The 25,617-nt window shown below is 66.0% G+C and carries 29 protein-coding genes; 17 read left to right on the top strand and 12 right to left on the bottom strand.

The annotated features are described in order from the left end of the window. Positions 1-26: 26 nt before the first annotated feature. From proS to ACW171_RS06735, 10 genes are all read left to right on the top strand, one after another. A complete protein-coding gene (gene proS / locus ACW171_RS06780) occupies positions 27-1,340 on the top strand; it encodes a proline--tRNA ligase (protein WP_492096320.1) in 1,314 nt (437 codons plus the stop codon). Further along, positions 1,337-2,638, top strand: a complete 1,302-nt coding sequence (locus ACW171_RS06775) for a lipoprotein-releasing ABC transporter permease subunit (protein WP_492096319.1) — start codon at positions 1,337-1,339, stop codon at positions 2,636-2,638. Before proS ends, ACW171_RS06775 begins: the two co-directional genes overlap by 4 nt. Further along, the gene (locus tag ACW171_RS06770) at positions 2,631-3,332 is read left to right on the top strand and encodes an ABC transporter ATP-binding protein (RefSeq protein ID WP_492096318.1); all 702 of its coding nucleotides are present in this window, start codon (positions 2,631-2,633) and stop codon (positions 3,330-3,332) included. Before ACW171_RS06775 ends, ACW171_RS06770 begins: the two co-directional genes overlap by 8 nt. 187 nt (positions 3,333-3,519) lie before the next feature. Next, positions 3,520-4,104, top strand: coding sequence for an orotate phosphoribosyltransferase (gene pyrE / locus ACW171_RS06765; protein WP_492096317.1), 585 nt, complete (start codon positions 3,520-3,522; stop codon positions 4,102-4,104). After that, entirely contained in the window at positions 4,101-4,886 is a 786-nt protein-coding gene (locus ACW171_RS06760; RefSeq protein ID WP_492096316.1) for a pyridoxine 5'-phosphate synthase, read from the top strand. The genes pyrE and ACW171_RS06760 overlap by 4 nt, the downstream gene beginning before the upstream one ends. Next, positions 4,883-5,284: a holo-ACP synthase gene (gene acpS, locus ACW171_RS06755; protein WP_492096315.1), complete on the top strand. Its 402-nt coding sequence runs from the start codon at positions 4,883-4,885 to the stop codon at positions 5,282-5,284. Before ACW171_RS06760 ends, acpS begins: the two co-directional genes overlap by 4 nt. Before the next feature lie 306 nt (positions 5,285-5,590). Beyond that, the gene (lepB, locus tag ACW171_RS06750; RefSeq protein WP_492096597.1) at positions 5,591-6,388 is read left to right on the top strand and encodes a signal peptidase I; all 798 of its coding nucleotides are present in this window, start codon (positions 5,591-5,593) and stop codon (positions 6,386-6,388) included. Next, complete coding sequence (gene rnc / locus ACW171_RS06745) at positions 6,388-7,101, top strand: ribonuclease III (protein WP_492096314.1); 714 nt, start codon at positions 6,388-6,390, stop codon at positions 7,099-7,101. Before lepB ends, rnc begins: the two co-directional genes overlap by 1 nt. Continuing rightward, a complete protein-coding gene (gene era, locus ACW171_RS06740; RefSeq protein ID WP_492096313.1) occupies positions 7,098-8,051 on the top strand; it encodes a GTPase Era in 954 nt (317 codons plus the stop codon). The genes rnc and era overlap by 4 nt, the downstream gene beginning before the upstream one ends. Before the next feature lie 258 nt (positions 8,052-8,309). Continuing rightward, positions 8,310-8,516, top strand: coding sequence for a hypothetical protein (locus ACW171_RS06735; protein ID WP_492096312.1), 207 nt, complete (start codon positions 8,310-8,312; stop codon positions 8,514-8,516). On the opposite strand, the gene ACW171_RS06730 is transcribed toward ACW171_RS06735, so the two are convergent. Continuing rightward, positions 8,504-8,863: an EF-hand domain-containing protein gene (locus ACW171_RS06730; RefSeq protein WP_492096311.1), complete on the bottom strand. Its 360-nt coding sequence runs from the start codon at positions 8,861-8,863 to the stop codon at positions 8,504-8,506. The two genes, ACW171_RS06735 and ACW171_RS06730, sit on opposite strands and share 13 nt — an antisense overlap. Before the next feature lie 434 nt (positions 8,864-9,297). Between ACW171_RS06730 and ACW171_RS06725 the strand changes: the two genes are divergently transcribed. Further along, the gene (locus ACW171_RS06725) at positions 9,298-10,536 is read left to right on the top strand and encodes a serine hydrolase domain-containing protein (RefSeq protein ID WP_492096310.1); all 1,239 of its coding nucleotides are present in this window, start codon (positions 9,298-9,300) and stop codon (positions 10,534-10,536) included. Positions 10,537-10,562: 26 nt separating this feature from the next. Here ACW171_RS06725 and ACW171_RS06720 read toward each other — a convergent pair whose 3' ends face one another. Genes ACW171_RS06720 through ACW171_RS06705 form a run of 4 tightly spaced genes read right to left on the bottom strand, consistent with a single transcriptional unit; the run spans position 10,563 to position 12,342 of the window. Further along, positions 10,563-11,012, bottom strand: coding sequence for a VOC family protein (locus tag ACW171_RS06720; protein WP_492096309.1), 450 nt, complete (start codon positions 11,010-11,012; stop codon positions 10,563-10,565). 11 nt (positions 11,013-11,023) lie between these two features. Then, positions 11,024-11,503 (bottom strand): SRPBCC family protein, encoded by a 480-nt coding sequence (locus tag ACW171_RS06715; protein WP_492096308.1) that lies wholly within the window; start codon positions 11,501-11,503, stop codon positions 11,024-11,026. A gap of 4 nt (positions 11,504-11,507) precedes the next feature. Beyond that, positions 11,508-12,011 carry an SRPBCC family protein gene (locus tag ACW171_RS06710; RefSeq protein WP_492096307.1) on the bottom strand — a complete coding sequence of 168 codons (504 nt, stop codon included), beginning with the start codon at positions 12,009-12,011 and terminating at the stop codon, positions 11,508-11,510. Continuing rightward, entirely contained in the window at positions 11,995-12,342 is a 348-nt protein-coding gene (locus ACW171_RS06705) for an ArsR/SmtB family transcription factor (protein WP_492096306.1), read from the bottom strand. Before ACW171_RS06705 ends, ACW171_RS06710 begins: the two co-directional genes overlap by 17 nt. 315 nt (positions 12,343-12,657) lie before the next feature. Here ACW171_RS06705 and ACW171_RS06700 point away from each other — a divergent pair, with 315 nt between their 5' ends. The 3 genes from ACW171_RS06700 to recO are packed head-to-tail and all read left to right on the top strand — an operon-like array spanning position 12,658 to position 14,526. Then, on the top strand, positions 12,658-13,269 hold the full coding sequence (locus ACW171_RS06700) for a flavodoxin family protein (RefSeq protein WP_492096305.1): 612 nt from the start codon (positions 12,658-12,660) through the stop codon (positions 13,267-13,269). A gap of 37 nt (positions 13,270-13,306) precedes the next feature. Then, complete coding sequence (locus ACW171_RS06695) at positions 13,307-13,795, top strand: nuclear transport factor 2 family protein (RefSeq protein ID WP_492096304.1); 489 nt, start codon at positions 13,307-13,309, stop codon at positions 13,793-13,795. Further along, entirely contained in the window at positions 13,795-14,526 is a 732-nt protein-coding gene (gene recO, locus ACW171_RS06690) for a DNA repair protein RecO (protein WP_492096303.1), read from the top strand. The genes ACW171_RS06695 and recO overlap by 1 nt, the downstream gene beginning before the upstream one ends. Here the strand turns inward: recO and ACW171_RS06685 are convergent. Next, on the bottom strand, positions 14,523-15,236 hold the full coding sequence (locus tag ACW171_RS06685; RefSeq protein ID WP_492096302.1) for a hypothetical protein: 714 nt from the start codon (positions 15,234-15,236) through the stop codon (positions 14,523-14,525). The genes recO and ACW171_RS06685 overlap by 4 nt on opposite strands. Positions 15,237-15,403: 167 nt before the next feature. Here ACW171_RS06685 and ACW171_RS06680 point away from each other — a divergent pair, with 167 nt between their 5' ends. After that, complete coding sequence (locus ACW171_RS06680; RefSeq protein WP_492096301.1) at positions 15,404-16,936, top strand: acyl-CoA carboxylase subunit beta; 1,533 nt, start codon at positions 15,404-15,406, stop codon at positions 16,934-16,936. 5 nt (positions 16,937-16,941) lie between these two features. Here the strand turns inward: ACW171_RS06680 and ACW171_RS06675 are convergent, their stop codons facing one another. The 3 genes from ACW171_RS06675 to ACW171_RS06665 form a co-directional block, all read right to left on the bottom strand. Next, positions 16,942-17,817, bottom strand: a complete 876-nt coding sequence (locus tag ACW171_RS06675) for a hypothetical protein (protein ID WP_492096300.1) — start codon at positions 17,815-17,817, stop codon at positions 16,942-16,944. A gap of 435 nt (positions 17,818-18,252) precedes the next feature. Further along, the gene (locus tag ACW171_RS06670) at positions 18,253-18,609 is read right to left on the bottom strand and encodes an endonuclease domain-containing protein (protein WP_492096299.1); all 357 of its coding nucleotides are present in this window, start codon (positions 18,607-18,609) and stop codon (positions 18,253-18,255) included. Between the two features lie 84 nt (positions 18,610-18,693). Further along, complete coding sequence (locus tag ACW171_RS06665; protein WP_492096298.1) at positions 18,694-19,359, bottom strand: hypothetical protein; 666 nt, start codon at positions 19,357-19,359, stop codon at positions 18,694-18,696. A 920-nt stretch (positions 19,360-20,279) separates the two neighbouring features. Between ACW171_RS06665 and ACW171_RS06660 the strand changes: the two genes are divergently transcribed. Continuing rightward, on the top strand, positions 20,280-20,795 hold the full coding sequence (locus ACW171_RS06660; protein ID WP_492096297.1) for a hypothetical protein: 516 nt from the start codon (positions 20,280-20,282) through the stop codon (positions 20,793-20,795). 25 nt (positions 20,796-20,820) lie between these two features. Here ACW171_RS06660 and topA read toward each other — a convergent pair whose 3' ends face one another. Next, positions 20,821-23,487 (bottom strand): type I DNA topoisomerase, encoded by a 2,667-nt coding sequence (gene topA, locus ACW171_RS06655; protein ID WP_492096296.1) that lies wholly within the window; start codon positions 23,485-23,487, stop codon positions 20,821-20,823. Positions 23,488-23,680: 193 nt separating this feature from the next. Here topA and ACW171_RS06650 point away from each other — a divergent pair, with 193 nt between their 5' ends. Next, on the top strand, positions 23,681-23,890 hold the full coding sequence (locus tag ACW171_RS06650; protein WP_492096295.1) for a hypothetical protein: 210 nt from the start codon (positions 23,681-23,683) through the stop codon (positions 23,888-23,890). Here ACW171_RS06650 and dprA read toward each other — a convergent pair. Then, positions 23,887-24,969, bottom strand: a complete 1,083-nt coding sequence (dprA, locus tag ACW171_RS06645) for a DNA-processing protein DprA (protein WP_492096294.1) — start codon at positions 24,967-24,969, stop codon at positions 23,887-23,889. The two genes, ACW171_RS06650 and dprA, sit on opposite strands and share 4 nt — an antisense overlap. After that, a complete protein-coding gene (plsY, locus tag ACW171_RS06640) occupies positions 24,966-25,604 on the bottom strand; it encodes a glycerol-3-phosphate 1-O-acyltransferase PlsY (protein WP_492096293.1) in 639 nt (212 codons plus the stop codon). The genes dprA and plsY overlap by 4 nt, the downstream gene beginning before the upstream one ends. Between the last annotated feature and the right edge of the window lie 13 nt (positions 25,605-25,617).

Below are 25,617 nucleotides of genomic sequence, written 5' to 3'. Positions count from 1 at the left end.
GACGCCTTCCGAATCCGAGACGCCCCATGCGCCTGTCGCGCTACTTCCTGCCCACGCTGAAAGAGGCGCCTTCGGACGCCCAGATCGTCTCGCACCAGCTGATGCTGCGCGCCGGCATGATCAAACAGGAGGCCGCCGGCATCTATGCCTGGCTGCCGCTGGGCCTGCGCGTCCTGAACCGCATCGAGCAGATCGTGCGCGAGGAGCAAGAGCGGGCCGGGGCCGTCGAACTTCTGATGCCGACCCTCCAGTTGGCCGACCTGTGGCGCGAGAGCGGCCGCTACGACGCCTACGGCCCGGAGATGCTGCGCATCACCGACCGGCACGAGCGCGAGCTGCTGTACGGCCCCACCAACGAGGAGATGGTCACCGACATCTTCCGCAGCTTCGTCAAATCCTACAAATCCCTGCCGCTGAACCTCTTCCACATCCAGTGGAAGTTCCGCGACGAGCGCCGTCCGCGCTTCGGCGTGATGCGCGGCCGCGAGTTCCTGATGAAGGACGCCTATTCCTTCGATCTGGACGAGGCCTCGGCCCGCACCGCCTACAACCGGATGTTCGTCGCCTATCTGAACACCTTCGCCCGCCTGGGTCTGAAGGCCGTGCCGATGCGCGCTGACACCGGCCCGATCGGCGGCGACCTGAGCCACGAGTTTATCGTCCTGGCCGAGACCGGCGAGAGCGAGGTCTTCTGCGACAGGAAGCTGGTCGAGATGGCGCCTCCCGGGCATGACTTCGGCGCCGAGGCCGTGCAGGCCGTCTTCGACGAGCGCACGTCCCTCTACGCCGCGACCGAGGAAATGCACGACGCGGCCCAGTTCGAGACCCAGACCGCCGAGGCCGACCGTCTGTCGGCGCGCGGCATCGAGGTCGGCCACATCTTCTACTTCGGCACCAAATACTCCGAGCCGATGAAGGCCAAGGTGGCGGGGCCGGACGGGGTCGACACCAACGTCCACATGGGCTCCTACGGCGTCGGGGTGTCGCGTCTGCTGGGCGCGATCATCGAGGCCAGCCATGACGATGCCGGCATCATCTGGCCCGACGCCGTGGCCCCGTTCGACGTCGTCGTCATCAACCTGCGCGTCAACGACCCCGACGTCTGCCAGGCCTGCGAGGCGGCGGTCGATGCTCTGGAAGCGGCGGGCAAGTCCGTCCTCTATGACGACACCGACGAGCGTCCGGGCGGCAAGTTCGCCACCGCCGACCTGATCGGCATTCCGTGGCAACTGGTCATCGGTCCCAAGGGCGTGGCCGAGGGCGTCGTCGAGCTCAAGCGCCGCGCAACCGGCGAGAAGTCGACCGTGGCGCTCGACGCTGCTCTGGAGGCCATCCGTTGACGACGACGTCTGTGACGCCCCCGCCCAAGCCCGCCGGCGCCTTCTCCGCCTGGGAGATCGGCCTCGCGCTTCGCTACCTGCGCGCCAAGCGCAAGGAGGGCGGCGTCGCCCTGATCGCCATCATCTCCTTCGTCGGCATCGCACTGGCGGTCATGGCCCTGATCGTGGTGCTCAGCATCATGGCCGGGTTCCGGAACGAGCTGCTGGGCCGGATGCTCAGCTTCAACGGCCACATGTATGTGCAGGGCGAGGTGCTGAACGCGCCGAACCGCGACGCCGTCGTCGACCGTCTCCGGGGCGTCGAGGGTGTGATCAGCGTCACCCCCCTGACCGAGTCCCAGGCCATCATCCGCGCAGGGGGCCAGACGACCGGCGCCTATGTGCGCGGCATCGCGCCCGACGATCTCGACACGATGAATTTCGTCTATGAAAGCCTGTCGGAACAGGCGCGGACCAGCTTCGGCCAGGGCGCCTACGGCGGCGACAACATCCTGATCGGCCAGGCTCTGGCCGACAGCCTGAGCCTGCGTGTCGGCGATCCGATCGAGATCTATTCCCCGACCGGCGCGGACTCGGCCTTCGGCAATCTGGGCGGTCTGAACAAGACCTACCGCATCGGCGGCACCTATTCCTCGGGCACCGCCGACTACGACCGCGCCTTCATCTTCATGCCGCAGGAACAGGCCCAGCTCTTCTTCGGCAAGGAGGGCGTCTGGGACGTCATCGAGATCAAGGTCGATGAGCCCGACCGCGTCGGCGACTATCTGGTCCCCGTTCGCGAAGCGGCGGGCCCAGGCGGTTTCGTCGTCGACTGGCGCGACAAGCTGGCCGCCTTCTGGGGCGCGCTGAAGGTCGAGCGGGTCGCCATGTCGATCATCCTCGGCATGGTCGTGGCCATAGCGGCGCTCAATATCATCTCCGGCATCGTCATGCTGGTGAAGAACAAGACCCGCGACATCGCCATCCTCAGGACCATCGGCGCCAGCCCATCGTCGATCCTGCGCATCTTCTTCATGGCCGGCGCCTCGATCGGCGTTGCGGGCACGATCACGGGCCTGGTGCTCGGCCTGCTGTTCTGTCTGAATATCGGCGCGATCCAGCACTTCCTCGAGTTCGTCTTCCAGACGCAGCTGTTCAACGCCGACGTCTACATGCTGGATTCCATCCCGGCCGAGGTGGACCCGGCGGACGTCTTCTGGATCACCGTCTGGGCCTTCTTCATGTCCTGCGTGGCCAGCCTGATCCCGTCGTGGAATGCGACCAAGATCGACCCGGTGGAGGCCCTGCGTTTTGAGTAGTCCCGTCTTCTCCGCCCGCGCCCTGACCCGGACCTATGTCACGGGCAACGGCGAGCTGACCGTCCTCCGGGGCGTCGACCTGGACATCTTCCCCGGTGAACTGGTCGGACTGATCGGGCCCTCCGGCTCGGGCAAGTCGTCCCTGCTGCATGCCGCCGGCCTGCTTGAGCGTCCGACCTCCGGCCAGGTCTTCATCGACGGCGAGGATGTCGGCGCTCTGGACGAGCGGGCGCGGACGCGCATCCGCCTGAACCGGGTCGGCTTCGTCTATCAGTTCCACCATCTGCTGCCGGAGTTCGACGCGCGCGACAACGTCGCCTTGCCGATGCGAATCGCGGGCTACCCCGAAGCCGTCGCCCGGTCCCGTGCCGAGGAAACCCTGACCGCCCTGGGCCTCGGCGAACGCCTGACGCACCAGCCGGCCCAGCTGTCAGGCGGGGAACAGCAACGCGTGGCCATCGGCCGCGCCCTGGCCAACAAACCGCGCCTGCTTCTGGCCGACGAGCCGACCGGCAACCTCGACCCGACCACCAGCCAGTCGGTGTTCGAATCCCTGCGCGAACTGACCAAGACCACCGGCGTCGCCGCCCTGATCGCCACCCACAACATGGAGCTGGCCGGCCACATGGACCGCGTCTTCGCCCTGAAGGACGGCCATCTGGAAGAGCGCCAGGCCGAAAGCCGGGAATACTAGACTTTTCTTCCGTGCACCCCGGCGAAGGCCGGGGTCCAGATCACAGACACCGTCGGCTGGAATCACCGACCGAGCCTCCAGCGTTGACCATCGCCTTCGCGATCTGGACCCCGGCCTTCGCCGGGGTGCACGGTGATTGATAAGGTTCGTTCTTCACGAGCGGCGACGGGTGTCCTAGATGCAGGACATGAACACCCAAGACGTCCTGAACGAGTTCCGCGCCGCCGGCGCCCTGCGCGAGGGCCATTTCGTGCTGTCGTCCGGCCTGCACAGCCCGGTCTTCCTGCAGAAGAATCTGGTCTTCATGGACGGCGCGCGCTGCGAGCGCTTGTGCAAGGCGCTGGCCGAGAAGATCGTCGCCCTGGTCGGGCCGGTCGATGTCGCCATCTCCCCGGCCGTCGGCGGCATCATCCCCGGCTACGAGACCGCCAAACACCTGAACGTCCGCTCCATGTACGTCGAGCGCGAGGGCGGTGAGTTCAAGCTGCGTCGTGGTTTCCATGTCGAACCGGGCGAGAAGGTCGTCATGGTCGAGGACATCGTCACCACAGGCCTGTCGAGCCGCGAATGCATCGCCGCCATCCAGGCCGCAGGCGGCACCGTCGTCGCCGCTGCCTGCATCGTCGACCGCTCGGGGGGCAAGGCCGATGTCGGCGTGCCTCTCGTGGCCCTCGCCTCGCTGGACGTCCCCGCATACCCCGCCGACGCCCTGCCGCCCGAACTGGCGGCCCTCCCGGTCGAGGATCCGGGCAGCCGGCGGCTATCCAAGTGACCGGCACGCGCGTGCGCCTCGGGGTCAATATCGACCACGTCGCGACGGTGCGGAATGCGCGCGGCGGCCAATCTCCCGATCCCGTCAGGGCGGCCGAGGAGGCGCTCGCCGCCGGCGCCGACGGCATCACCGCTCACCTGCGTGAAGATCGTCGGCATATCTCCGACGCCGATATCGACCATCTGTCAGCCCTGCTGAATACCGAGGACCGGCCGCTGAACCTCGAGATGGCAGTCACGCAGGAGATGCTGGCCATCGCCCTGCATCACCGACCCCACGCCGTCTGCCTCGTTCCCGAAAAGCGTGAGGAACGGACGACCGAAGGTGGGCTAGACGTCGTCGGCGGTCACAACTGGATCACCCCCGTCGTGGGCAGGTTGAAAGAGGCCGGTTCGCGCGTCTCTCTGTTCATCGGCGCGGACCCGGCGCAGATCGAGGCGGCGTTCCGAACCGGCGCGGCCGTGGTCGAACTGCACACCGGGGCCTATTGCGACGCCGTGCGCGAGGGGCGGACGGTCGAGGCCGAGGCCGAGCTGGCGTCCCTGACTGCCGGAGCAGCCCAGGCCCATGCCCTGGGGCTGGAGGTTCATGCGGGTCACGGCATTGACTACGACACCGTGGCGGCCGTGGCGGCCATCCCGGAGATCATGGAACTGAACATCGGCCATTTCCTGATCGGAGAGGCCATCTTCGTGGGTCTGGGTCCCGCGATCCGGCGGATGCGCGACCTCATGGACGAGGCGCGCGGGCTGGAGGCGCCGGCTTCGGAGAGGGGCCGGTGATCATCGGCATCGGCGCGGACCTGTCGGACATCCGACGCATTCAGGCGTCGATCGACCGCTTCGGCGACCGCTTCAAGACCCGCTGCTTCACCGAGATCGAACGCACCCGCTCGGACCGTAAACCCGACGCCGCCTGGAGCTACGCCAAGCGGTTCGCGGCCAAGGAGGCCTGCGCCAAGGCGTTGGGCACCGGCATGCGCCGTGACGTCTACTGGAAGGACATGGGGGTGGTGAACCTGAGGTCCGGCCAGCCGACCCTGGCCCTGACCGGACCGGCCGCCGAGCACCTGAAACGGCTGACGCCTGTGGGCCACACGCCGCATATTCATCTGACGCTTTCGGACGAACACCCCTATGCACTCGCCTTCGTGGTGATCGAAGCCTTGCCGGTGGCGTAATCGGGCTATACTCGCCCACGCATGCGTGTCGCGTTCGGCGACCGGGGACGACTTCATACGATGAGCGACAACAAGCCCACCGACGACGACAAGGCCATCACGGACACCACCGATGCGGAATCGTCCGCCGTGGTGACCCATGACGTCTCGCCCGACGACGTCGAGGTCACGCCCGAAGCCGAGTTCGCCGCATCCGAAAGCGATCGGACGGTCACCTCCGATCCCGTGGTCACCTCCGCGACCCGTCGCCCGATCTGGAGCGACGCGGGCGACGCGCCGTTCGACGACTCAGGCAAGAAGGAAAAGATCCCCTCGGCCGCCAAGGTTCACGTCCGCGACGACGACAAGGACGACGACGGCCCTTCGGCCGCCTCCGAGACGGTCGAGATCGTCAAGACGGTGGTCGTGGCCCTGGCCATCGCCTTCGTCCTGCGCGTCCTCCTGTTCCAGCCCTTCACCATCCCTTCGGCCTCGATGGAGCCCAATCTCTACGAGGGCGACTATATCGTCGTGTCCAAGTGGGCCTACGGCTATTCCAAGTTCTCGTCGGGCCTGCCGATCAACCTGCCGCTGGGCGACGACCGCGTCTTCGGCCGCGCGCCGAACCGGGGCGACGTCGTGGTCTTCAAACTGCCGCGCGACGACAAGACCGACTACATCAAGCGCGTGATCGGCCTGCCCGGCGACACGATCCAGATGATCGAGAACAAGCTCTACATCAACGGCCAGCCGGTTCAGGACGCCGTCGTCAGCGCCGGTGAGGTCAACGACATTTTCGGTCCGCGCCCCGTCACCCAGGTTCGCGAGACCCTGCCGGGCGGCCGCACCTTCATGACCCAGGACTTCGGCCCCGGCGGCGACCTGGACGACACGCCCGTCTACGAAGTCCCGGCCGGCCACTACTTCATGATGGGCGACAACCGCGACAACTCGATCGACAGCCGCGTGGAACAGTCGGCCGGCGTCGGTCTCGTCCCGGACGAGAACCTGGTCGGCAAGGCCGAGATCATCATGTTCTCGTGGGAACCGGGCGCCTCGCTGTTCAACCCGGTCAGCTGGTTCGCCAACGTCCGGCCCAGCCGCTTCTTCCGCGTCCTCGACTGATGGCCAATACCCGGCATGAGGCGGTGGCCGCGCTGGTCGACCGTCTCGGCCATGCCTTTAAGGATCCCGCTCTGCTTGAGCGGGCCCTGACCCATTCCAGCGTGGGGGAGGGGGCCGATAAGGCCGCCGGCAAGCCCGCGCGCCACAACGAACGGCTCGAGTTCCTGGGCGACCGCGTCCTCGGCCTTCTGGTCGCCGAGCGTCTGCACAACGACTTCCCGTCCGCCGACGAAGGCGAGCTCTCGTCCCGCCTGCATGCGCTCGTCGACAAGCACGCCTGCGGCCGTGTCGGCGAACGGCTGAAGGTCGGCGAGGCTCTGCGCCTGTCGCCCGGCGAGACCAAGTCCGGCGGCCGTCGCAAGGAAGGCGTCGTCGCCGACGCCGTGGAGGCCCTGCTGGCCGCCGTCTTCCTCGACGGAGGCTTGGATGCCGCCCGCGCCATGTTCGATCGCGCCTGGGCCGAGGAACTGGCCACGCCCGCGCCGCGCGCCCTGAACAATCCCAAGTCCGCTCTGCAGGAGTGGTCCCAAGGCCAGGGCCGTCCCCTGCCGTCCTATCGCGTCGTGGGCCAGACCGGCTCCGACCACGCCCCGACCTTCACGGTCGAGGTTTCCATCGCAGGGGTCGAACCCTTGACCGCGCCCGGACGTTCGCGTCAGGACGCGGAGAAAGCGGCCGCCATGGCCATGCTCCAACGTGAAGGCGTGATTTGACCGATACCAACCCCCAGCAGAACCGCGCAGGCTTCGCCGCCATCATCGGCGCGCCGAACGCCGGCAAGTCGACGCTGGTGAACCGTCTGACGGGGTCAAAGGTCTCCATCGTCACCCAGAAGGTCCAGACGACCCGCTTTCCCGTGCGCGGCATCGCCATAGAGGGCGACGCCCAGATCGTGCTCGTCGACACCCCCGGCATCTTCACGCCCAAGCGCCGGCTGGACCGCGCCATGGTCGCCTCGGCATGGGGCGGGGCGTCCGACGCCGACGTCGTCGTCCACCTGATCGACGCGGCCTCCCACATCGCTTCGGAAGGCAAGGACGGCACGGGCGCCGACCGCAAGTCCGCCGAGGACACCGAGACCATCATCGCCAACCTCAAGGCGACGAACACCCAGGTCATCCTGGTGCTCAACAAGATCGACGGCATGCGCCGCGACACGCTCCTGGCCCTGTCGCACGGCCTGTTCGAGCACGGCGTCTATTCCGAGGTCTATATGATCTCGGCCCTGTCAGGTGACGGCGTCGACGACCTGAAACAGCGTCTGGCCCGCGACATGCCGGAGGGCCCCTGGCTCTATCCGGAAGACCAGTCCGCCGACGTGCCGATCCGCGTACTCGCCGCCGAAATCACGCGCGAGAAGGTCTATCTGCGCGTCCACGAAGAGCTGCCCTATTCGGCCGCCGTCGAAACCACCGCCTTCGATGAAAAGGCCGACGGCTCGGCCCGCATCGAACAGACCATCTATGTCGAGCGCGAAAGCCAGCGACCCATCGTGCTGGGCAAGGGCGGCCAGACCCTGAAATGGATCGGCCAGAAGTCGCGCGAGGAACTGACCGAACTGCTGGACCGCCCGGTCCACCTGTTCATCACGGTCAAGGTCGATCCGAAATGGCAGGACAGCCGCGCGCTCTACGCCCAGTTCGGCCTGGACTTCAACGCCTAGGGTTTCCACCAGCAAGCGTCGGCAGCAGGCTGACGCAGACAACCAAGGCTCCGCAGAGCGGACGTTCCGCAGGTCTGAGAGGGGTGGAAAGGGGATTCACCCTAGCGGCCTGGAAGCAGATGTCCTCCTCTTAGACGGCTCACGTTCGTGCTGGGCACTTACCCACACTATTCATCAAAAGTTGTGCCATCCAACCTTCTGGCGAATGATCTGCCGTGCAACTCCTTCGGCGTTAACCATTTTGAAGGAGTGAAGCCCATGAAAATCACAAGCATCCTGGCGTCGGCTGCGCTGCTCGTCGGCTCTTTGGCCGTCCCCACGATGGCACCCGCCCAAGTGGTCGATGCGCCCCCGAACGAGGGCGAGGTCTGCGACTACGTCTACTCGCCGCAGTGTGTCGTAAACGCAGACGGATCCTTCCAGTGCAAGTACGTCCTCGTCTCGCGCGTCTGTCACCCCCTCTGACAACTCGCCACGGTCATGACTGGCAGGAAATAGCTACCGAACTCCTGCCAGTCAGCCTTTCGGTCGTCGTTAAGGTCGATGCCTTCGAGCCAAAGGGCAGTGCTGGCCTCTTCGTCGTGTGGCCGGCCAGCGAAGCCCCGTGTTCCAATCGGGATTTCCCGATCAGAGATGAAGCCGTCACTATTCTCGTCCATCAATGCGAAGCTGTTTCGTAGGCGCTCCTCACGCTCTGCGGCGGTCCCTTGGCTGAAATATGGGGAGACGACGACGCTGACAGCCTTCGGATGACGGGCCGTAAACTCGGGTGACATGCAGGTAGCTGCAGCGAATGCGAGCGCGATAATCATTTTGAGCTCCAATCGCGGATTGCGACAGGGCCTTTGATGACGCCAGCGGAGTTAAACAATCGTTGATTGCAAAGATTGGCCTTGGTCGCCCAAGTGCCGAGCCGCGCTTCATCGTAGATTAGGATGCGGACGGTTCCAGGTGTGAGCAAGCCTTGGCGACCTGAACGTAACGGCCATCCGCCGCCTCCTTTATTCAGTGCTCCGTGGCATACGCCCCTCCCCTGATCTTTAGCCGACGTCAGGTTAAAGTCACCTAAGGGGCGTTTGCGGAAATCGACGCCCTGCCCCGAAGCGGCACGTCAGACGAGCGCGAGACTCCCGTCCGCCATCGCCGCCTTACCGCCATGGCGGCGGCCCCTGATCAAATCGGAAGATGACGCAAACGGGATCGGCCGATGGGGTGACGAATCGTCCGGACCCGTTACCAAGCCTCGATGTTTGACGTTCCGCGTACCGCCGGGAACCACCCTCGGCTCTTCCTCGGTCTTATCGCCGCCGTCGTCCTGATCGGCGGCGCCGGTCTGGTCGCCGGCCTGACCTCCCAGCCTCTGCCGTCCGCCGCCTCACGTCTGGCTCCGACGCCCGCGCGTCCGCCGCTTGAGGTCGTCGAAGCTCTCCCGCAACTGACCGCCCGCCTGCAGCGCGAGGCCGAGGCCGGCCGCTTTATGGGTGCGGTCCTGGTTGCGCGCGGCGATGAAATCCTGTTCCGCCAGGCCTATGGGACCGCCGATGTCGCCACAGGCCGACCTCTCGGCATCGGCGACCGCTTTCGCCTGGCCTCGATCTCCAAACAGTTCACCGCCGCCGCGATCCTGAAGCTCCAGGACGACGGCAAGCTGACGATCGGAGATCCGGTCTGCCAGTGGATCCAGCCATGCCCCGCGGCCTGGGCACCGCTGAGGATTCATCACCTGATTTCTCACACCTCGGGCATCCCCGACCTGATGGCCCGTCCCGGCTGGGGCGCCCGCCGCACCACCCCGGCGACGCTCGACGAACTGACCGAGGACTCCAAGGCCTTCCGCCTGTCGTTCGAGCCGGGGACCAAGGTCCGCTACAACAACGCCGGGTTCAACCTGGCGGCCGCCATTGTGGAGAAGGCCAGCGGCCAGACCTTCCCCGACTATCTGCAAACAGCCTTCTTCGAGCCCCTGGGCATGAGGGACACCGGCTTCGATGACGATAGCGACCTCGGCATCGTCACCGGACACGCCAACTTCCCGGCCGGGCTGACCGCCCAGCGCAATCCGAACGTCTCGATCGTCTACGGCGCGGGCGCCCTCTATTCGACGCTGGACGATCTGCTGGTGTGGGTGCGGGCGCTCAACACCGGCCATGTGCTGAGCGCGTACAGCTACGCACAGATGATCATGGACCATTCTCCGGCGGACCAGCCGAACGAGCGGGGCGGGCGACCCCATCGCGCCTGGGGCTATGGCGTCATGTCCAACCGGCTGGGCACGCGGGTGACGCCGGCCTTCCAGGACTGGGAAATCTACCATACCGGCAGCTGGTCGGGCTTCCGCAACATCGAGGTCTGGCAGCCGGATCAGCGGGTGGCGGTCATCGTCCTGTCGAACAACTACCACCAGCAGCAACAGGTCCTGCTGATTTCGCAGCAGGGCATGGCCGAGGCCCTGGGGCATGAATTCCCCCAGGCCTTGGCTGACTGAGGCTCAACCTCTGTCGCAGGAAGACCTCAGGACGAGGGCTCGCCCGGCCGCCAATCGGCGCCTGGGGCGACATTGACCATCCACGGAATGCCGAACCGGTCGGTCAGGGTGCCGAAACCCGGGGTCCAGAAGGTCTCGCCGAAGGCCATGGCGACCGTGCCACCTTCCGACAGGGCGTCGAACACGCGGCGACCTTCATCGACGCTGTCGAAATGGAGGCTGACGTCGAAGCCGTTCTTGGGCTCGTTGATCTTCGTCGCCCATGCGGAATGCATGTCCGACCCCATCAGCGCCTGATCGCTGATCTCCAGCCAGCAGTGCATCAGCCAGTCCTTCATTTCCGGCGGCACCGGCATCTCCGGCGGCGCATCGCCGTAGGGCAGGGCGAAGGTGATCTTGCCGCCCAGGACCCGCGCATAGAACTCGAAGGCCTCGCGGCAATTGCCGGCGAAACTCAGGCTGGTCACGATCTTCATCGTCTTCTCCTTCAGTCAGGGTTGGCTGCCAGCCAGGCTTCGAGCCGGTCGGCCGTGGAGGTCCAGCCGTGTTTGTGGCCGGTCAGGCTCTGTTCGGACTTCAGCCCCTCGTGGGTGAAGTCCATTCGCGTCTTGCCGTCGTCGGTCTCGGACAGACGGACGGTGACCAGGGTGTCGACCGGCGGCCCGTCCTCGTGGCTCTCGTCCCACTTGAAGGTGAAGACGATCCGTTCGGGCGCGACGATCTCGCGATAGACCCCGCCCTGCCACAGGTCTTCGCCGGTGGTCGGCGAGCGCAGGCAGATGCGCCACGCGCCGCCGACCCGGAAGTCAGCCGTGGCGCTGACGGCCGGCCATTCGACCGGCCCCATCCACAGGACCAGGATCTCCGGGTTGGACCAGGCACGCCAGACCAGTTCGCGCGGCGCATCGAAGACGCGCTGCATGTTCAGGGTCGGGCGATTTGGAGCCTCGGCGACCACGGTGCTCATCGGATCAGAAGGTCTTCACGATTTCGGCCAGCTGGTCGGCGACCGTGCCCCACCCTTCGTGGAAGCCCATCTGCTCGTGCTGCTTCATCGCCTCTTCGTTCCAATGGCGGGCGACGGCGGTGTATTTCGTCTTGCCGTCGGGGGTCGGCTCCATGTCGACCTGGGCCACCATGAAGGGCTGACCGGCCGGCTTCCACTCGGCGGTGAAGGCGTCGGTGGTGATGATCCGGCGGTTCGGGATGACCTCCAGGAAGACGCCCGAGTTCGGGAAGACCTCGCCGTCCGGCCCATGCATGGTGAAGTTGAAGCGGCCGCCCACGCGCGGCTCGATGATCGGATCAACGATCTTCCACGGCTTGGGCGCGAACCACTGGGCCAGGATTTGCGGGTCGGTATAGGCCCTGAACACCTTCTCCGGCGACGCGTCGATGATCCGTTCAAGCGTCAGGTCGAAGGCGTGTGCGGCACCGTCGGTGTCGCAGGGGTTGGTCTCAGTTTCGTTGGCCATCGTCGTTTCCTTTCTGAATCTTGCGAAGATAATCTTCCAGGCGGTCGAAGCTCTGATCCCAGTATCGGCGGTAGTGTTCCAGCCACTCGGCCATGCCCTTCATGCCCATCGGTTCCAGTCGGGCAGGGCGCCATTGGGCCTCCTTGCCGCGAGAGATCAGACCGGCCTTCTCCAGCACCTTCAGATGTTTGGAGACGGCCGGCAAACTCATGTCGAACGGTTCCGCCAGGTCACTGACCGAACACTCGCCCTCGGTCAGCCGCGCCAGGATGGCCCGACGGGTCGGGTCGGCCAGGGCGGCGAACTTTGCGGAGAGAGGATCGGTCTGCATGGCGCTTTCGTGTGTAACTGATCGGTTAAATGCGCCCACCCGATCGCGTTGTCAACCGTTCGGTTAAATGCCTTCCTTCACTCTCGTCATCCTCCGGCAAGCCGCCGCTTGGCGGCGCAGACCGGGGGACGCAGCGGCGCCGAAGGCGATCTGTTCAGCCCCGATGTCGGAAGCGGGCGTGTGTGTGGCAGGTTCGCGCTCCCGCGCGCCGCTGCGTCCCCCGGTCTTCGCTTCGCTTCGCCGGAGGATGACGAAAGGGAGTGAAGGAACAGGCTCGATCACCGTCCGTTCTCTCGACCCAAACCGGAGATCCCCATGCGCGCCGTCGTCCTGAACTGCACCCTCAAGCCCTCGCCGGCGACATCCTCCACCGAGGCCCTAGCCAAGGTCGTCATCGCCGAACTGGAGAAGGGCGGCGCCGAGGTCGAACTGATCCGTCTCGTCGATCTCGACATCAAACCCGGCGTCAGCGGCGACGAGGGCGACGGCGACCAGTGGCCCGATGTCGACAAGACGCTGAAGGCCGCCGACATCGTCGTCTTCGCCACCCCGACCTGGCTCGGCCAGATGTCCAGCGTCGCCCTGCGCGCGCTCGAACGCATGGACGCCTGGTTCGGCGAAATCGACGACACGGGCCGTCCCGTCGCCTTCGGCAAGGTCGCCGGCATCGTCGTCACCGGCAACGAGGACGGCGCCCACAACATCGTGGCGACGATCTCGCAGGGTCTGATCGACATGGGCTTCACCATCCCGGCTCAGAGCTGGACCTACTGGCACCTCGGCCCGGGGCCCGGCCCCGACTATGTCGAAACCGATCAGGGCCACGACTATTCCGACCGCGTGGGCCGCAACGCCGCCCGCAACCTGATCGGCTTGGCCAAGGTGCTGAAGCCGTCGACCTATCCGGTTCCGGAAAGCGGCGAGTAGGTCTAGGCTTCGGTCTCACCCGCAAGGAGGCCCCGCCATGTTCGCAGCCATCGCCATGGCGCTCGCCGTCCAGGCCACGCCGGAAGCCGCCCCCGAGGCCCAGGTCGCGGCCGTCCTGGACCAGTTGAACGCAGCCTCGGCCGCCGCCGACGCCGACGCCTATTTCGCTCTCTACACGCCCGACGCCCGCTTCGTCGGCACCGACGCGGGCGAGCACTGGAGCGTCGAACAGTTCCGCGCCTACGCCACGCCGCACTTCGATCGCGGCAACGGCTGGTCCTATCCGGCCACGAACCGGACCATCACCATCGCCCAGATCGCGTGCCGATGCATCGCCTGGTTCGAGGAAGAACTGACCAACGAATCCTACGGCCGCACGCGCGGTTCGGGCGTCATGCGGCTGACCGACGACGGCTGGAAGATCGAGCAGTACGTCCTCAGCCTCGCCGTCCCCAACGACTTGGCCAGCCCCATCGCCCGGATCATCGGCGCCTATGAAGCGGCAAAAGAGACGACGACCCCCTGATGGAATTCCACGAAGAGGCCTTCGTCCTGTCGGCGCGAGCTCATGGCGACACCGGGGTGGTCGTCGACCTGCTGACCGAGACCCACGGCCGTCACGCCGCCTTCGTCGCCGGCGGGGCGTCGCGGCGCATGAAGCCCTTCCTGCAGCCCGGCGCCCGGGTCATCGCCGACTACCGCGCGCGGACCTCAGACCACCTCGGCTCGGCCCGTCTGGAGCCGGTGGGGGAGGGGCCCAGCGCCCTGTTCGATGACGGTCTGGCCCTGACCGGCCTCGCCGCCGCCGCCGCCGTGGCGCAGGGCGCGCTTCCTGAACGCGAGCCCCACCCCGGCGCCTTCTTGGCCTTCGAGGCCCTGATGGCGGCGTTCCAGATCCCGTCCGTCTGGCCCGCCATCTTCGTCCGCTTCGAGGCGGGTCTGCTGGAAGATCTCGGCTTCGGCCTGGACCTCTCCCGCTGCGCCGTCACCGGCACGATGGACGACCTGATATGGGTCAGTCCCCGCACCGGCCGCGCCGTCTCCCGCGAGGCCGGTGCCCCCTATGCCGACAAGCTGCTGAAACTGCCCCCCTTCATGCTGGGCGCCCAGGCGGGCCTCGGCGAGGGCGACGTCCGCTCAGGCCTCGACCTGACCGGACATTTCCTCGAACAGTTCGTGTTCCACCCCCAGAACAAGCCCATCCCTCAGGCCCGCGTCTGGATGGTCGACAAGCTGGCGGAGCAGAGGCGGCTCTAGATACGGGGAACGGTCGTCGGGCCCGTCGGAGGCGTCGGCGTAACGGGGGCTTGGCGACCACCGGTGTCTTGCGGCCGGACGGACTGTTCGACAGCCCGCTGGGCAGTGGTGAGACCGGACACCACATTGCATCGGCCATGGTAGCGGATGACGTCGGCGATCGCGAGTTCGACCGGCCATTGCGGATAGGGCTTCTGCATGTTGGCGACGATCTCCGCCCGGATCGGCTCCCGACCCGCGCGAACGCCCGACACCAGGATTTCCGACGCCATGCCGCCCATCAGGTTTTCGTCCAGCTTGCCCTGGGCACCACTGGCTGCGCCCGTCAGGCCGCTCAGCAATCGGGCGGTGTCCGCGCCCGTCACGATCGCCCCTGCGGCGCCCAGGCCGACACCCGCCAGACTGAAGGCGGTTCGCCAGGCGGATTGATAGCCCCGTAGATTCTCCAGGTAGATGTCGCAGTTGCGATCGGACGCCAGCAGCAGCGCACCTGCCACCCGGTTTCGTTCGGCTTCGCGGCCGGAGAATTTCATGATCGCCGTTTCGAGGCGGGTGTCTTGAGGCGAGCCCAGCAACACGGCGACGTCGAACTGCACCTGCTGCTCGATGTCCATCGGCGGCGACGCGTAGGTCGGGGCTCCTCGATAGAGTGTCGAACACCCGCCGAGCGCCAGGCCCGATATCAAGATCACAACTGCCTTCAAACGCATTCGCCCCTCCCTCTTCTGGAGACCAACGTTATTCAAATATCTGCGTAGGGCAACCTCGAAGTTGCATCCCTATCGACCGGCAACTCTGGAGCATGCCTCCCGCTAGCCTGCCTTGCTCCTCGGCGTCCCGGCTTCTAAGCCTCGTCTTCGACACGGAGACCGCCCCCATGAAAGCCATCCTCGACCAGCTCGAAGCCCGCCGCGAAGCCGCGCGCCAAGGCGGCGGCCCCGCCCGCATCGCGTCCCAGCACGCCAAGGGCAAGCTGACCGCCCGCGAGCGGATCGAGGTGCTGCTGGACGAGGGCTCGTTCGAAGAGACCGACATGTTCGTGGAGCACCGCTCGCACCAGTTCGGCATGGAGACCCAGCGCGTCCCCGGCGACGGCGTGGTCACCGGACGTGGCACGATCGGCGGCCGTCTGGTCTATGTCTTCTCCAAGGATTTCACCGTCTTCGGCGGCTCGCTCAGCGGCGCGCACGCGGCCAAGATCGTCAAGCTCCAGACCATGGCCCTGACCAACGGCGCCCCGATCATCGGCCTGTTCGACGCCGGCGGCGCCCGCATCCAGGAGGGGGTCGAGAGCCTGGCCGGCTATGCCGACATCTTCCTCCAGAACACGCTCGCCAGCGGCGTCATCCCCCAGATCAGCGTCATCATGGGCCCCTGCGCCGGCGGCGACGTCTATTCGCCGGCCATCACCGACTTCATCTTCATGGTGAAGGACACGAGCTACATGTACGTGACTGGCCCCGACGTGGTCCGCACCGTCACCAACGAGGTCGTCACCCACGAGGACCTGGGCGGCGCCCGCGTCCACTCGCAGAAGTCCGGCGTCGCCGACGGCGCCTTCGAGAACGATCTGGAGGCCCTGTCGGAGGTCCGCCGCCTGATCGGCTTCCTGCCCCTGTCGAACCGCGAGAAGCCGCCGGTCCGCGACTCCTACGACGACCCCGACCGCGACGAGGCCTCGCTCGACACCCTGGTCCCGGCCAATCCGAACCAGCCCTATGACATCAAGGAGCTGATCCTGAAGACGGTGGACGAGGCCGACTTCTTCGAGATCGGCGCGGACTTCGCCAAGAACATCGTCTGCGGCTTCGGCCGCCTGGACGGCCAGCCGATCGGCATCGTCGCCAACCAGCCCCAGGTCCTGGCCGGGGTTCTGGACATCGATTCCAGCCGCAAGGCCGCCCGCTTCGTCCGCTTCTGCGACGCCTTCGACATCCCCCTGGTGACCTTCGTCGACGTCCCCGGCTTCATGCCCGGCACGCGCCAGGAGTACGGCGGCCTGATCAAGCACGGCGCCAAGCTGCTGTTCGCCTATGCCGAGGCCACGGTGCCAAAGCTGACCGTCATCACGCGCAAGGCCTATGGCGGCGCCTATGACGTGATGAGCTCCAAACACCTGCGCGGCGACGTCAACTACGCCTGGCCCTCGGCCGAGATCGCCGTCATGGGCGCCAAGGGCGCGGTCGAGATCATCTTCCGCAAGGAAGCCGGCGACCCGGAGGCCCTCGCCGCGCGCGAGGCCGAGTACAAGGAACGGTTCGCGAACCCGTTCGTGGCGGCGGGACTGGGCTATATCGACGACGTGATCATGCCGCATGGGACGCGGCGGAGGTTGATCCGGGCGCTACGGACGCTGAAGAACAAGCAGCAGACGAACCCGTGGAAAAAACACGATAATATTCCGCTTTAGTGCCGTCAGGATATCGAAGCGCTCAAATAGTTGACGAGAAGACCGACAGCTATCGCAAGTACGATACCTAACCAAAATATGCTGTGCATAGTCCGCCTCTGATTTACAATGCTGACCATTCCACCCGTATAAAATACGTAAGACTTAAATATTTTATTTATATTTCCATGACTTAGGGCAACCGAAATCGGCATTAGGGCCATAAGGGGTAGGATCCATTTCATTGAGGAAATTCCGGATCTGGATGACATATTCTTAGCTGATTCTTGCTGCCACTCTGCGTAAGCTAATATTGCAGAGGCTGCATCTTCCTTTCCAGAAAGGGAAGACTTAAGGGCATCAATATTACCAGTTGGGATATTCTCAACGTTAGCAAATAGAGAATACATAAGTGCTATCATTGCGACCATAACAAGTAGCGGTATTATCATGCGTGCGAGCGATAGAGTCTTTGCTATGTTTGGTCTAGATATGCCGGAAACAAAATCGTCTATGTCAATCTGAGTGGATCGAACCCATTCTCGCTCTTTACCTTCTATAGAATATGAGACCGTTGGATCTTTCGATTTTTCCGGTTCTCCGATGACGATGTAGATTGAGCAGGGAGACGACTTATCTGATGTCGAAGACTGGAACTCGATCGTCCGAATTTCTTTCCTGCCAACGTTCTGCAGGGCCGTTACTGCGGCGACGTTCGGCAAAGTCTGAGAGCTTCCATCTTTTAGCTCGACTTTAAAGTTTGACGTAACTTGCCCATCTCCCACTTTAGCAAGATGTTGTGTGGTAGTAGCAAACATGCCTGCAAGGGCGGTTCCATCAACTTGAAACCCCTTTCGAAATTGCCGCTTAGCCTCCTCCATTAGTCCCCCCTCGGCCGCCATCAGGATTCTTTGTAACTTGGTGTTGCAGCGCCCCGTTCGATTAAATCAACGGTTCTGGCAGAAAGTCTAGGCTTGCGGCATTAAGTTGAGCGTTTTTTGAGCGCTAAGCTCCTCCACGAGCATTGTCCGGAAGCTGTTCAATTAGCATCGTCGTTGACCAATCTCCTCTTCCTCTGCTTCCGCAACCGCATCCGCTCGCCGACGGCCGAGCCGTTGTTCGCCGCCTGGCCGGGGTGGAGACGGCGTCGGCCGGGCCTTCCCTCTCCCGGAGGGAGAGGGCTTGAGCGCCCGGGAGCCGTCAGGCGATCGGACTTGCGCGAAAGGGTGAGGGGTAATGTCGCCAACCGGTGAGGGCACAACCCCTCACCCTTTCGGCTGAAGACGCATCGCTCCGCTCTGCGAGCCTCAAGCCCTCTCCCTCCGGGAGAGGGAAGACTAGGGGCGCGCCAGTTTCGCGTGATCGCGGATCGCGTCCAGCACATCGGCGAGCCGCGCCATCACCTCCACATTCGGAAACCGCAGCACCGACCAGCCGAGGGTTTCGAGATGCTGCTGTCTGAGGTGATCCTTCAGAACCTGCTCGTCATCGTCATGCACCCCGCCGTCCAGTTCGATGACAAGCATCAGGGCCTCGCAGGCGAAATCGGCGAAGTAAGGTCCGATGGCGTGCTGACGGCGGAACTTGCAACCGTCGAGGCGGCCTGAACGCAGCGCCTTCCAGAGTTTGGCCTCGGCGGGTGTCTGCGTCTGTCGCAGCGCGCGGGCGAAGTCGGTCGGTGTCTGACGCGTCATGGACCGTAACTCCTCACCTTTTCGCACCAGAACGACGGCTTCGCCGCCGTGCGCTAAAGCCCTCTCCCTTTGGGAGAGAGAAGGTCAACCGATCACTGCCCCAATCCCGATCACCGCCCCCGTGGACGCCGCGAAGGCCGCCACCGACCACCCGAAGGCCGCCGCCCTGCCGACGCCCTCGATCCGCGCCAGCCAGCGTGTCTGCACCCACAGGAACCACACCACCGTGACCAGGATCAGCGCCAGCCCCGCCAGGGTCGCGACATCGCTGGGATAGCGAATGCCGGTCGTCCCCACGCTGGTCAGGATCGCCAGGGAGCCGGACAGGAAGCACTGGGCGAAGAAGGGCGCACGCACGGTCTCGCGGTCGATCCGCTTCTTGCTCAACACCAGGAACAGGGTCGCATAGGCGACGGTGTAGAGGCTGAACGCCAGCGCACGCACCGACAACAGGGTCTGGTCGTTCGAGGTTATCATCCGGCCCAAGGCCGTGCGGCTCTGATCCAGGTGCAGCCCGGCCGCCAGCTCGATCCCGTGGGCCAGCAGGATGCTGAGCACCAGGAACAGCGGCGGGCTGAGGGTGTCCAGATACTGCTGATCCGGCTTGTCGTGCTGCTCGCGGTCCGAATAGGCCAGGGTCCGCAACGGCCGGCTCAGCGTCATCCACAGCGTCTTCGGATAGAAGACCAGCCACGAGACCACCTCGTACAGCAGCTCCTCGACGGACCTCAGCAGCGTCAGCGCGTTCATGAGGCGAGGTTAGCGGGCGCAAAGCGCAGGGAGAAGCTTCACCTGTCCCTTCTCCCGCAGGGGGAGAAGGAAGGCGCTGAAGTTGGCAAAGGATCGCCGGATTTCCCCAACGATTCCAACGTCCCGAACTTTTAAGACCCCTCCGAACCGGCGCCCCCTCGAACATGCCTTATGATGGGAGCCATCCCGTCGTTGGGGAAGGCGTCCTGGGCCCAGGACCCGGACGTGCGGCGGGGCCGATCGTAGCGGGATTGTCCGGGGGGCGTGAAACCTCGGAGCCCGGCGGGCCTGAGCCTGCCGCCCGTCGCGGGCCTATCGCCTAAGGGTCCAAAGGACCCGGGATTCGTGGCCGGTCTCCGCCAAGGCGGGGATGCAGGCCCCCCCGGGGTGTCCGTAAACCCGCTGGGCGACGCTCGCGGACCCGGTCGGGGACGGAGCCTCGGCGCGAGCCGAAAACACAATCAATCGGTCCCCGTAACGCGAAAGCAGGGGGCCACCTCGGTTCCGGGCGAACGCCCAGGCTCCGTCGACTTCCCCACACCCGTTCACAGCGGAAGGACGATGACCCGTGTCTGGCGAAATTCTTCTCCCTCCCCCCGCGGGGGAGGGTGGCCGAGCGAAGCGAGGTCGGGTGGGGACGGCAAGGCAAGCCACACAGGCCTACCACCCGCATCACAGCGCCGCCTCAGCGAAGCGAGGTCGGGTGGGGCGGGCAAGGCAAGCCACACACGGTTGCATCCGCATCACCCGCGTATGACGAACCCGTGAGGCCGCCCCGACCGGGTTGAAATCACGGCCCCGCTTGCCCACCTCTATTCGATCCTGAACCCTTTCCCTCGTCCGCCGACGCGTTCTCGCGCCGGTGTGCGAACTCTATTCGGAGAGGCCCTTCAGGACCCGACAACCCTGAAGGAGACGTCTTGTTCGCTCAACGCAAAGCCCCGTTCACCCCCCGCTCCAACCCCGGTTCGCGCTACGGCTATCGCCCGGCGCCCATTCGCGCCCGCGTCGGTCTGGCCATGCGTCGCGCCATGAATTTCGGCGACATGCCGGAAGCCGAGACCGTTCTGCGCTCCAACGGCCTGTCTCTGGCGCCCATGTCGGTCGGTGAGGCCGGACTGAATGTCGGCGGGACCAGCGTCCTGGCCACCGCCGATGTCTCCGACATCGACAGCGGTGCGCTCAAGGCCCTGGTCGTGCCCGCCGGGTCCGGCGACAGCGAGACCCGCGCCGCCCTCGATGACGCCATCACCCGCGCCTGGAACAAGGGCGCGCCCGTCTTCGCCTTCGGTGAGGGCGTCGTCGCGACCCTGACCGCGCTCGGCAAGGCCAGCGCCCCCTATGCCGATGCGCCTGCCGTCCTCGTGACCGGCGATACCGTCGAACCCCTGACCGATCTGGACGCCGTCGCGGTCGCGGCCGGTCGGGTGGGATAGGGCCGGCCGGCTCTCCGACCGAGGGTCAGTCCTCGGTCGGAGCCTTCTTGGCCGAAGCCTTCTTCGGTGCGGCCTTCTTCGCGGCCGGTTTCTTGGCGGCGGGCTTCTTCGCCGCCGCCGGTTTCTTGGCCGCTGCCGCCTTCGGAGCCGCCGCCTTCTTGGCCGGGGCCTTCTTGGACTTGGGCGCGACCAGGGCGCGGGCGGCCAGCAGGGGGACGGCGACCTCCATCGTCATGTCCTCGGGCGCGGTGCCCTTGGGGATGGTCGCGTTGATCTTGCCGGACTTCACATACGGCCCGAAACGGCCGGCCATGACGTGGACCGGCTCGCCGGTCTCCGGGTGGGCGCCCAGATCCTTCAGCGGGGCGACGGCCGCGCCGCGTCCCTTGAACCCGCCGGCCCGCTTCTCGGCCAGCAGGACCACGGCGCGGTTCAGGCCGATCTCGAACACCTCGTCGATGTCCGCGACATTGGCATAGGTGCCCGCGTGCAGGATGAACGGTCCGTACCGCCCCAAGCCCGCCGTGATCGGCTTGCCGTCCTCGGGGTGGTCGCCCACCGGACGCGGCAGGGCCAAAAGGCGCACCGCCTGTTCCAGGGTCAGGGTCGCCGGGCTCCAGCCCTTGGGCAGGGACGACCGTTTAGGCTTCTCTTCGCCGGGATTGGCGGTTTCGACATAGGGGCCGAAACGCCCGATCTTGAGCGCCACCGGCAGGCCGGTCTCGGGATCGACGCCCAGGTCGCGGTCGCCGCCGGCCTCCTCGCCCGCGTTCTCGCCGGCGCCGAAGCCTCGCGTATAGCGGCACTCGGGATAGTTGGAGCAGCCGATGAAGGACGACCGCATCTTGAAGCTGGCCTTCAGATGCAGCCGCCCGGTCTTGCACAGCGGGCACAGACGCGCGTCCGAACCATCTTCCTTGGGCGGGAACAGGAAGGGGCCGATCGCCTCGTCCAGCTCGTCGATGACGCCCTGACGCTCCAGAACGGCAGCCGTCGCGGGCTTCAGTTTGGACCAGAACTCGCGCAGCAGCGCCTTCCAGTCGGCCTGACCGGCGGAGACCTCGTCCAGCTGGTTCTCCAGCGCGGCGGTGAAATCGTACTCGACCCACTGACCGAAGAACTGCTCCAGGAAGGCGGTGACCAGGCGGCCGTTGTCCTCGGGGATGAAGCGGTTCTTGTCCATGCGGACATATTCGCGATCGCGCAGGGTCGTCAGGATCGAGGCATAGGTCGAGGGGCGACCGATGCCGAGCTCTTCCAGCTTCTTGACCAGGGTGGCCTCGGAGAACCGCGGCGGCGGCTCGGTGAAATGCTGGTCGGTGCGGACGGCTTCGACCTTGGCCTTGGCGCCTTCTTTGAGCGCGGGCAGCCGTGCGGTGTCGTCGTCCTCTTCGGTCTCGGCGCCCTTCTGCTTCTCGTCTCGGCCTTCCTCGTAGACGGCCAGGAAGCCGTCGAAGGTCACCACCTGGCCGGTGGCGCGCAGGCCGGTCTGGCCGTCGGGCGTCTCGACGTCGATTGTGGTCCGGTCCAGGCGTGCGGCCTCCATCTGGGAGGCGACCATCCGTTTCCAGATCAGCTCGTAGAGCCGCTGCAGGTCGCTCTCGAGACGCAGGCTGTCGGGGCGACGCGCGATGTTCGTCGGGCGGATCGCCTCGTGCGCTTCTTGCGCATTCTTGGCCTTGGTCTTGTACTGGCGGCCCTCGGCCGGGACGAAGGCGGGACCGAAGGTGTCGGCGATGACCTCGCGGGCCTGGGCGATGCCCTCGGGCGTCGTCTGGACGCCATCGGTCCGCATATAGGTGATCAGGCCGCCGGTCTCGTCGACGCCTTCGTACAGCTTCTGGGCCGCGCGCATGGTGCGCTGGGCGTCGAAGCCGAGCTTGCGCGACGCCTCCTGCTGAAGCGTGGAGGTGGTGAACGGCGGGGAGGGGAATCGGCGGACCGGCTTCTTCTCGATCGATTTGATGGTGAAGTCGCCGGCCTTGATGGCGTCACGCGCGGCGAAGGCGACGGCCTCCGACGGGATGTCCAGGCGCTGGATCCGCTTGCCTTCGTGCTTGACCAGACGCGTCGTGAACGGCGGACTGTCGGCGGCCAGATCGGCCTCGATCGACCAGTATTCCTGGGCCTTGAACCGCTCGATCTCCATCTCGCGGTCGACGACGATGCGCAGGGCCACCGACTGCACCCGGCCTGCCGACCGGGCGCCCGGGAGCTTCCGCCACAGCACCGGGGACAGGGTGAAGCCCACCAGATAGTCCAGCGCGCGGCGGGCCAGGTAGGCCTCGACCAGTTCCATGTCGAGCTGGCGCGGATTGGCCATGGCCTCCAGCACCGCCGACTTGGTGATGGCGTTGAAGGTGACCCGTTCGACCTGGGTGTCCTTCAGCGCCTTCTTCTTGGTCAGGATGTCGAGCACATGCCAGCTGATCGCCTCGCCCTCGCGGTCGGGGTCGGTCGCCAGGATGACGCGGTCGGCACGCTTGGCGGCCTCTGCGATCTCGGACATGCGCTTGGACGCCCTGGCGTCGACCTCCCATTCCATGGCGAAGTCTTCGTCAGGCTTCACCGACCCGTCCTTGGACGGAAGGTCGCGAACGTGCCCGTAGGACGCCAGAACCTCGAAGTCCGAGCCGAGGTACTTATTGATGGTCTTGGCCTTTGCGGGGCTCTCGACGATGACGAGATTCATTACGGCTCAGTCTGGGAGGAGGGGGGTGGAACGTGGTCAGGGATGCGAACCCTGTCAACCAGGCGAAACTTGTGGAACGGTCTTCTCGTTAAGGTTGCGAATATACCCAAAGTTGTATCCTATGGCGGTGCTGGGCTTAGGAAAGGCGATCAACATGGCGACGGCGATGCAAGGCGGGAGCGAAACGGCAAGGGTGGCCGCCACCGAAGCGGCTCTGGAAGAGGCCCCGGCGGAGTTCCCCGTGCGGGAATACATCGGCGCGATGGCGCTGGAACTGGCTCAGATGGCGCGCTGGGACGGCGACGAAGCTCTGGCCCGGATTCTGGAAAGCGCGGCCAGTCTGGCGGGTGAGGCGATGAAGCGGACCGTTGTCGCCCAACCGGCCGGCCCGCGCGCAGTCTAAACCGAGGCCGATCCCCCGGGCAGGAGCGTCGCCCGCCCGGCGAGACTGAGCTCCAGCAGGGCGGCGGCGACTTCGCCGATCGGCGCGTTCAGGGCCCGTGCGATCTCGTCTCGGGGCGTCGGCGTCGGCGACAGCAGATCAGCCACTCTGTCGAGGAAGGCCGCGTCGATCTCGTCAGGGACGTCGTCGAAAGGATGATGGCTCGGCGGCTCACGGAGCGTCCGCAGGGTCTCGAAGGCGCGGCGGATGTCGTCGATCCCTTCGCAGAGGATCGCCCCCTGGCGCAGCAGTTCGTTGGGCCCCTTTGATCGCGGATCCAGCGGCGAGCCTGGCACGGCAAAGACGTCGCGGCCCTGTTCGCCGGCCAGGCGGGCGGTGATCAGGGAGCCGGACCTCAGTTCCGCCTCCACGACGATGACTCCGCGCGACAGGCCGGAGATGATGCGGTTGCGCCGGGGGAAGTCGCGGGCCTGGGCCCTGGCACCGATCGGGCTTTCGGAGACGACGCAGCCCTGTTCCACAATCTGGTCGTAGAGGCCTGCATTTTCGGACGGATAGACGTCGTCCACGCCGCCGCCCAGTACCGCGACCGTGCCGGTCTCCAGCGATCCGGCGTGCGCGGCGGCGTCGATCCCTCGCGCGAGGCCGGAGACGACGACGAACCCAGCCTCACCCAACTGAGTTGCAAGGCCACGGGCGATCCTTTGTCCGCCGGCCGAGGCAATACGGGCGCCGACCACGCCGACGGCTTCACCGGACAGCAGGCCGACATCGCCCCGTGTCCAAAGCAGCGGCGGTGGCGGATCGACGGCGGCGAGCGGGGGCGGGTAGGCGGTGTCGCCGAGGACAAGCAGGACGGCGCCGATTCTATCGCCGGCTGCCAGTTCCTGCTCGATCCGCTCTATGGGCGGGATCGCATACCCGTGACCGCCGCCCTTGCGGACGATATCCGGTACGGCGTCGAGCGCGCTTTGGGCGCTGCCGAAGCGCTCCAGCAGCTGGCGGAAGGAAACCGGGCCGACCCGCTCGCAGCGCGCGAGGCGCAGGCGGGCGAAGCGTTCGGCTTCCGACAGGCTCACGTCTTGGCGGCGCCGATGCGGGGCTCGGCTCCCTTGAGCAGGCGGCTGATGTTCTCGTGATGCCGGATATAGATCAGGATCGCCGTGACGATGGCCAGGACGAAGATCGGCTGGGCCGCAGGCAGGCCCAGCGCAGGGAGGGGGAGCAGGGCGTAGAGCGGCGCGGCGGCGGCGGCCACCAGAGCGGCCAGCGACGAATAGCGCAGGCCGAAGGCGACGATCAGCCAGGTCGCTCCGGCCATCAACCCAAGCGGCCAGCAGGCGGCGATCAGCAGGCCGAAGAAGGTCGCGACCCCCTTGCCGCCCTTGAAGCCCAACCAGACGGGGAACAGGTGGCCGAGAAAAGCGGCGCCTCCGGCGATGGCGCCGACCAGTTCCGAGCCGAACAGGTGGCGGGCGATCAGCAAGGCGGCCGCGCCCTTGCCTGCGTCGAGCAACAGGGTGGCCAACGCCAGATCCTTGCGGCCGGTGCGGAGCACATTGGTCGCGCCGATGTTGCCGGACCCGATGTTGCGGACGTCGCCGGCGCCGGCGGCGCGGGTGATCAGGACACCGAACGGGACCGAGCCCAGCAGGTAGCCGCCGACGGCCACCGCCGCGAGCGTACCGATCGCTGGCCCGACAAGATCCTGCACCTGATTCTCTCCC

This window comes from Brevundimonas sp. FV1ye28 (assembly GCF_058681135.1).
This window is presented reverse-complemented; position numbering and strand designations above follow the sequence as displayed.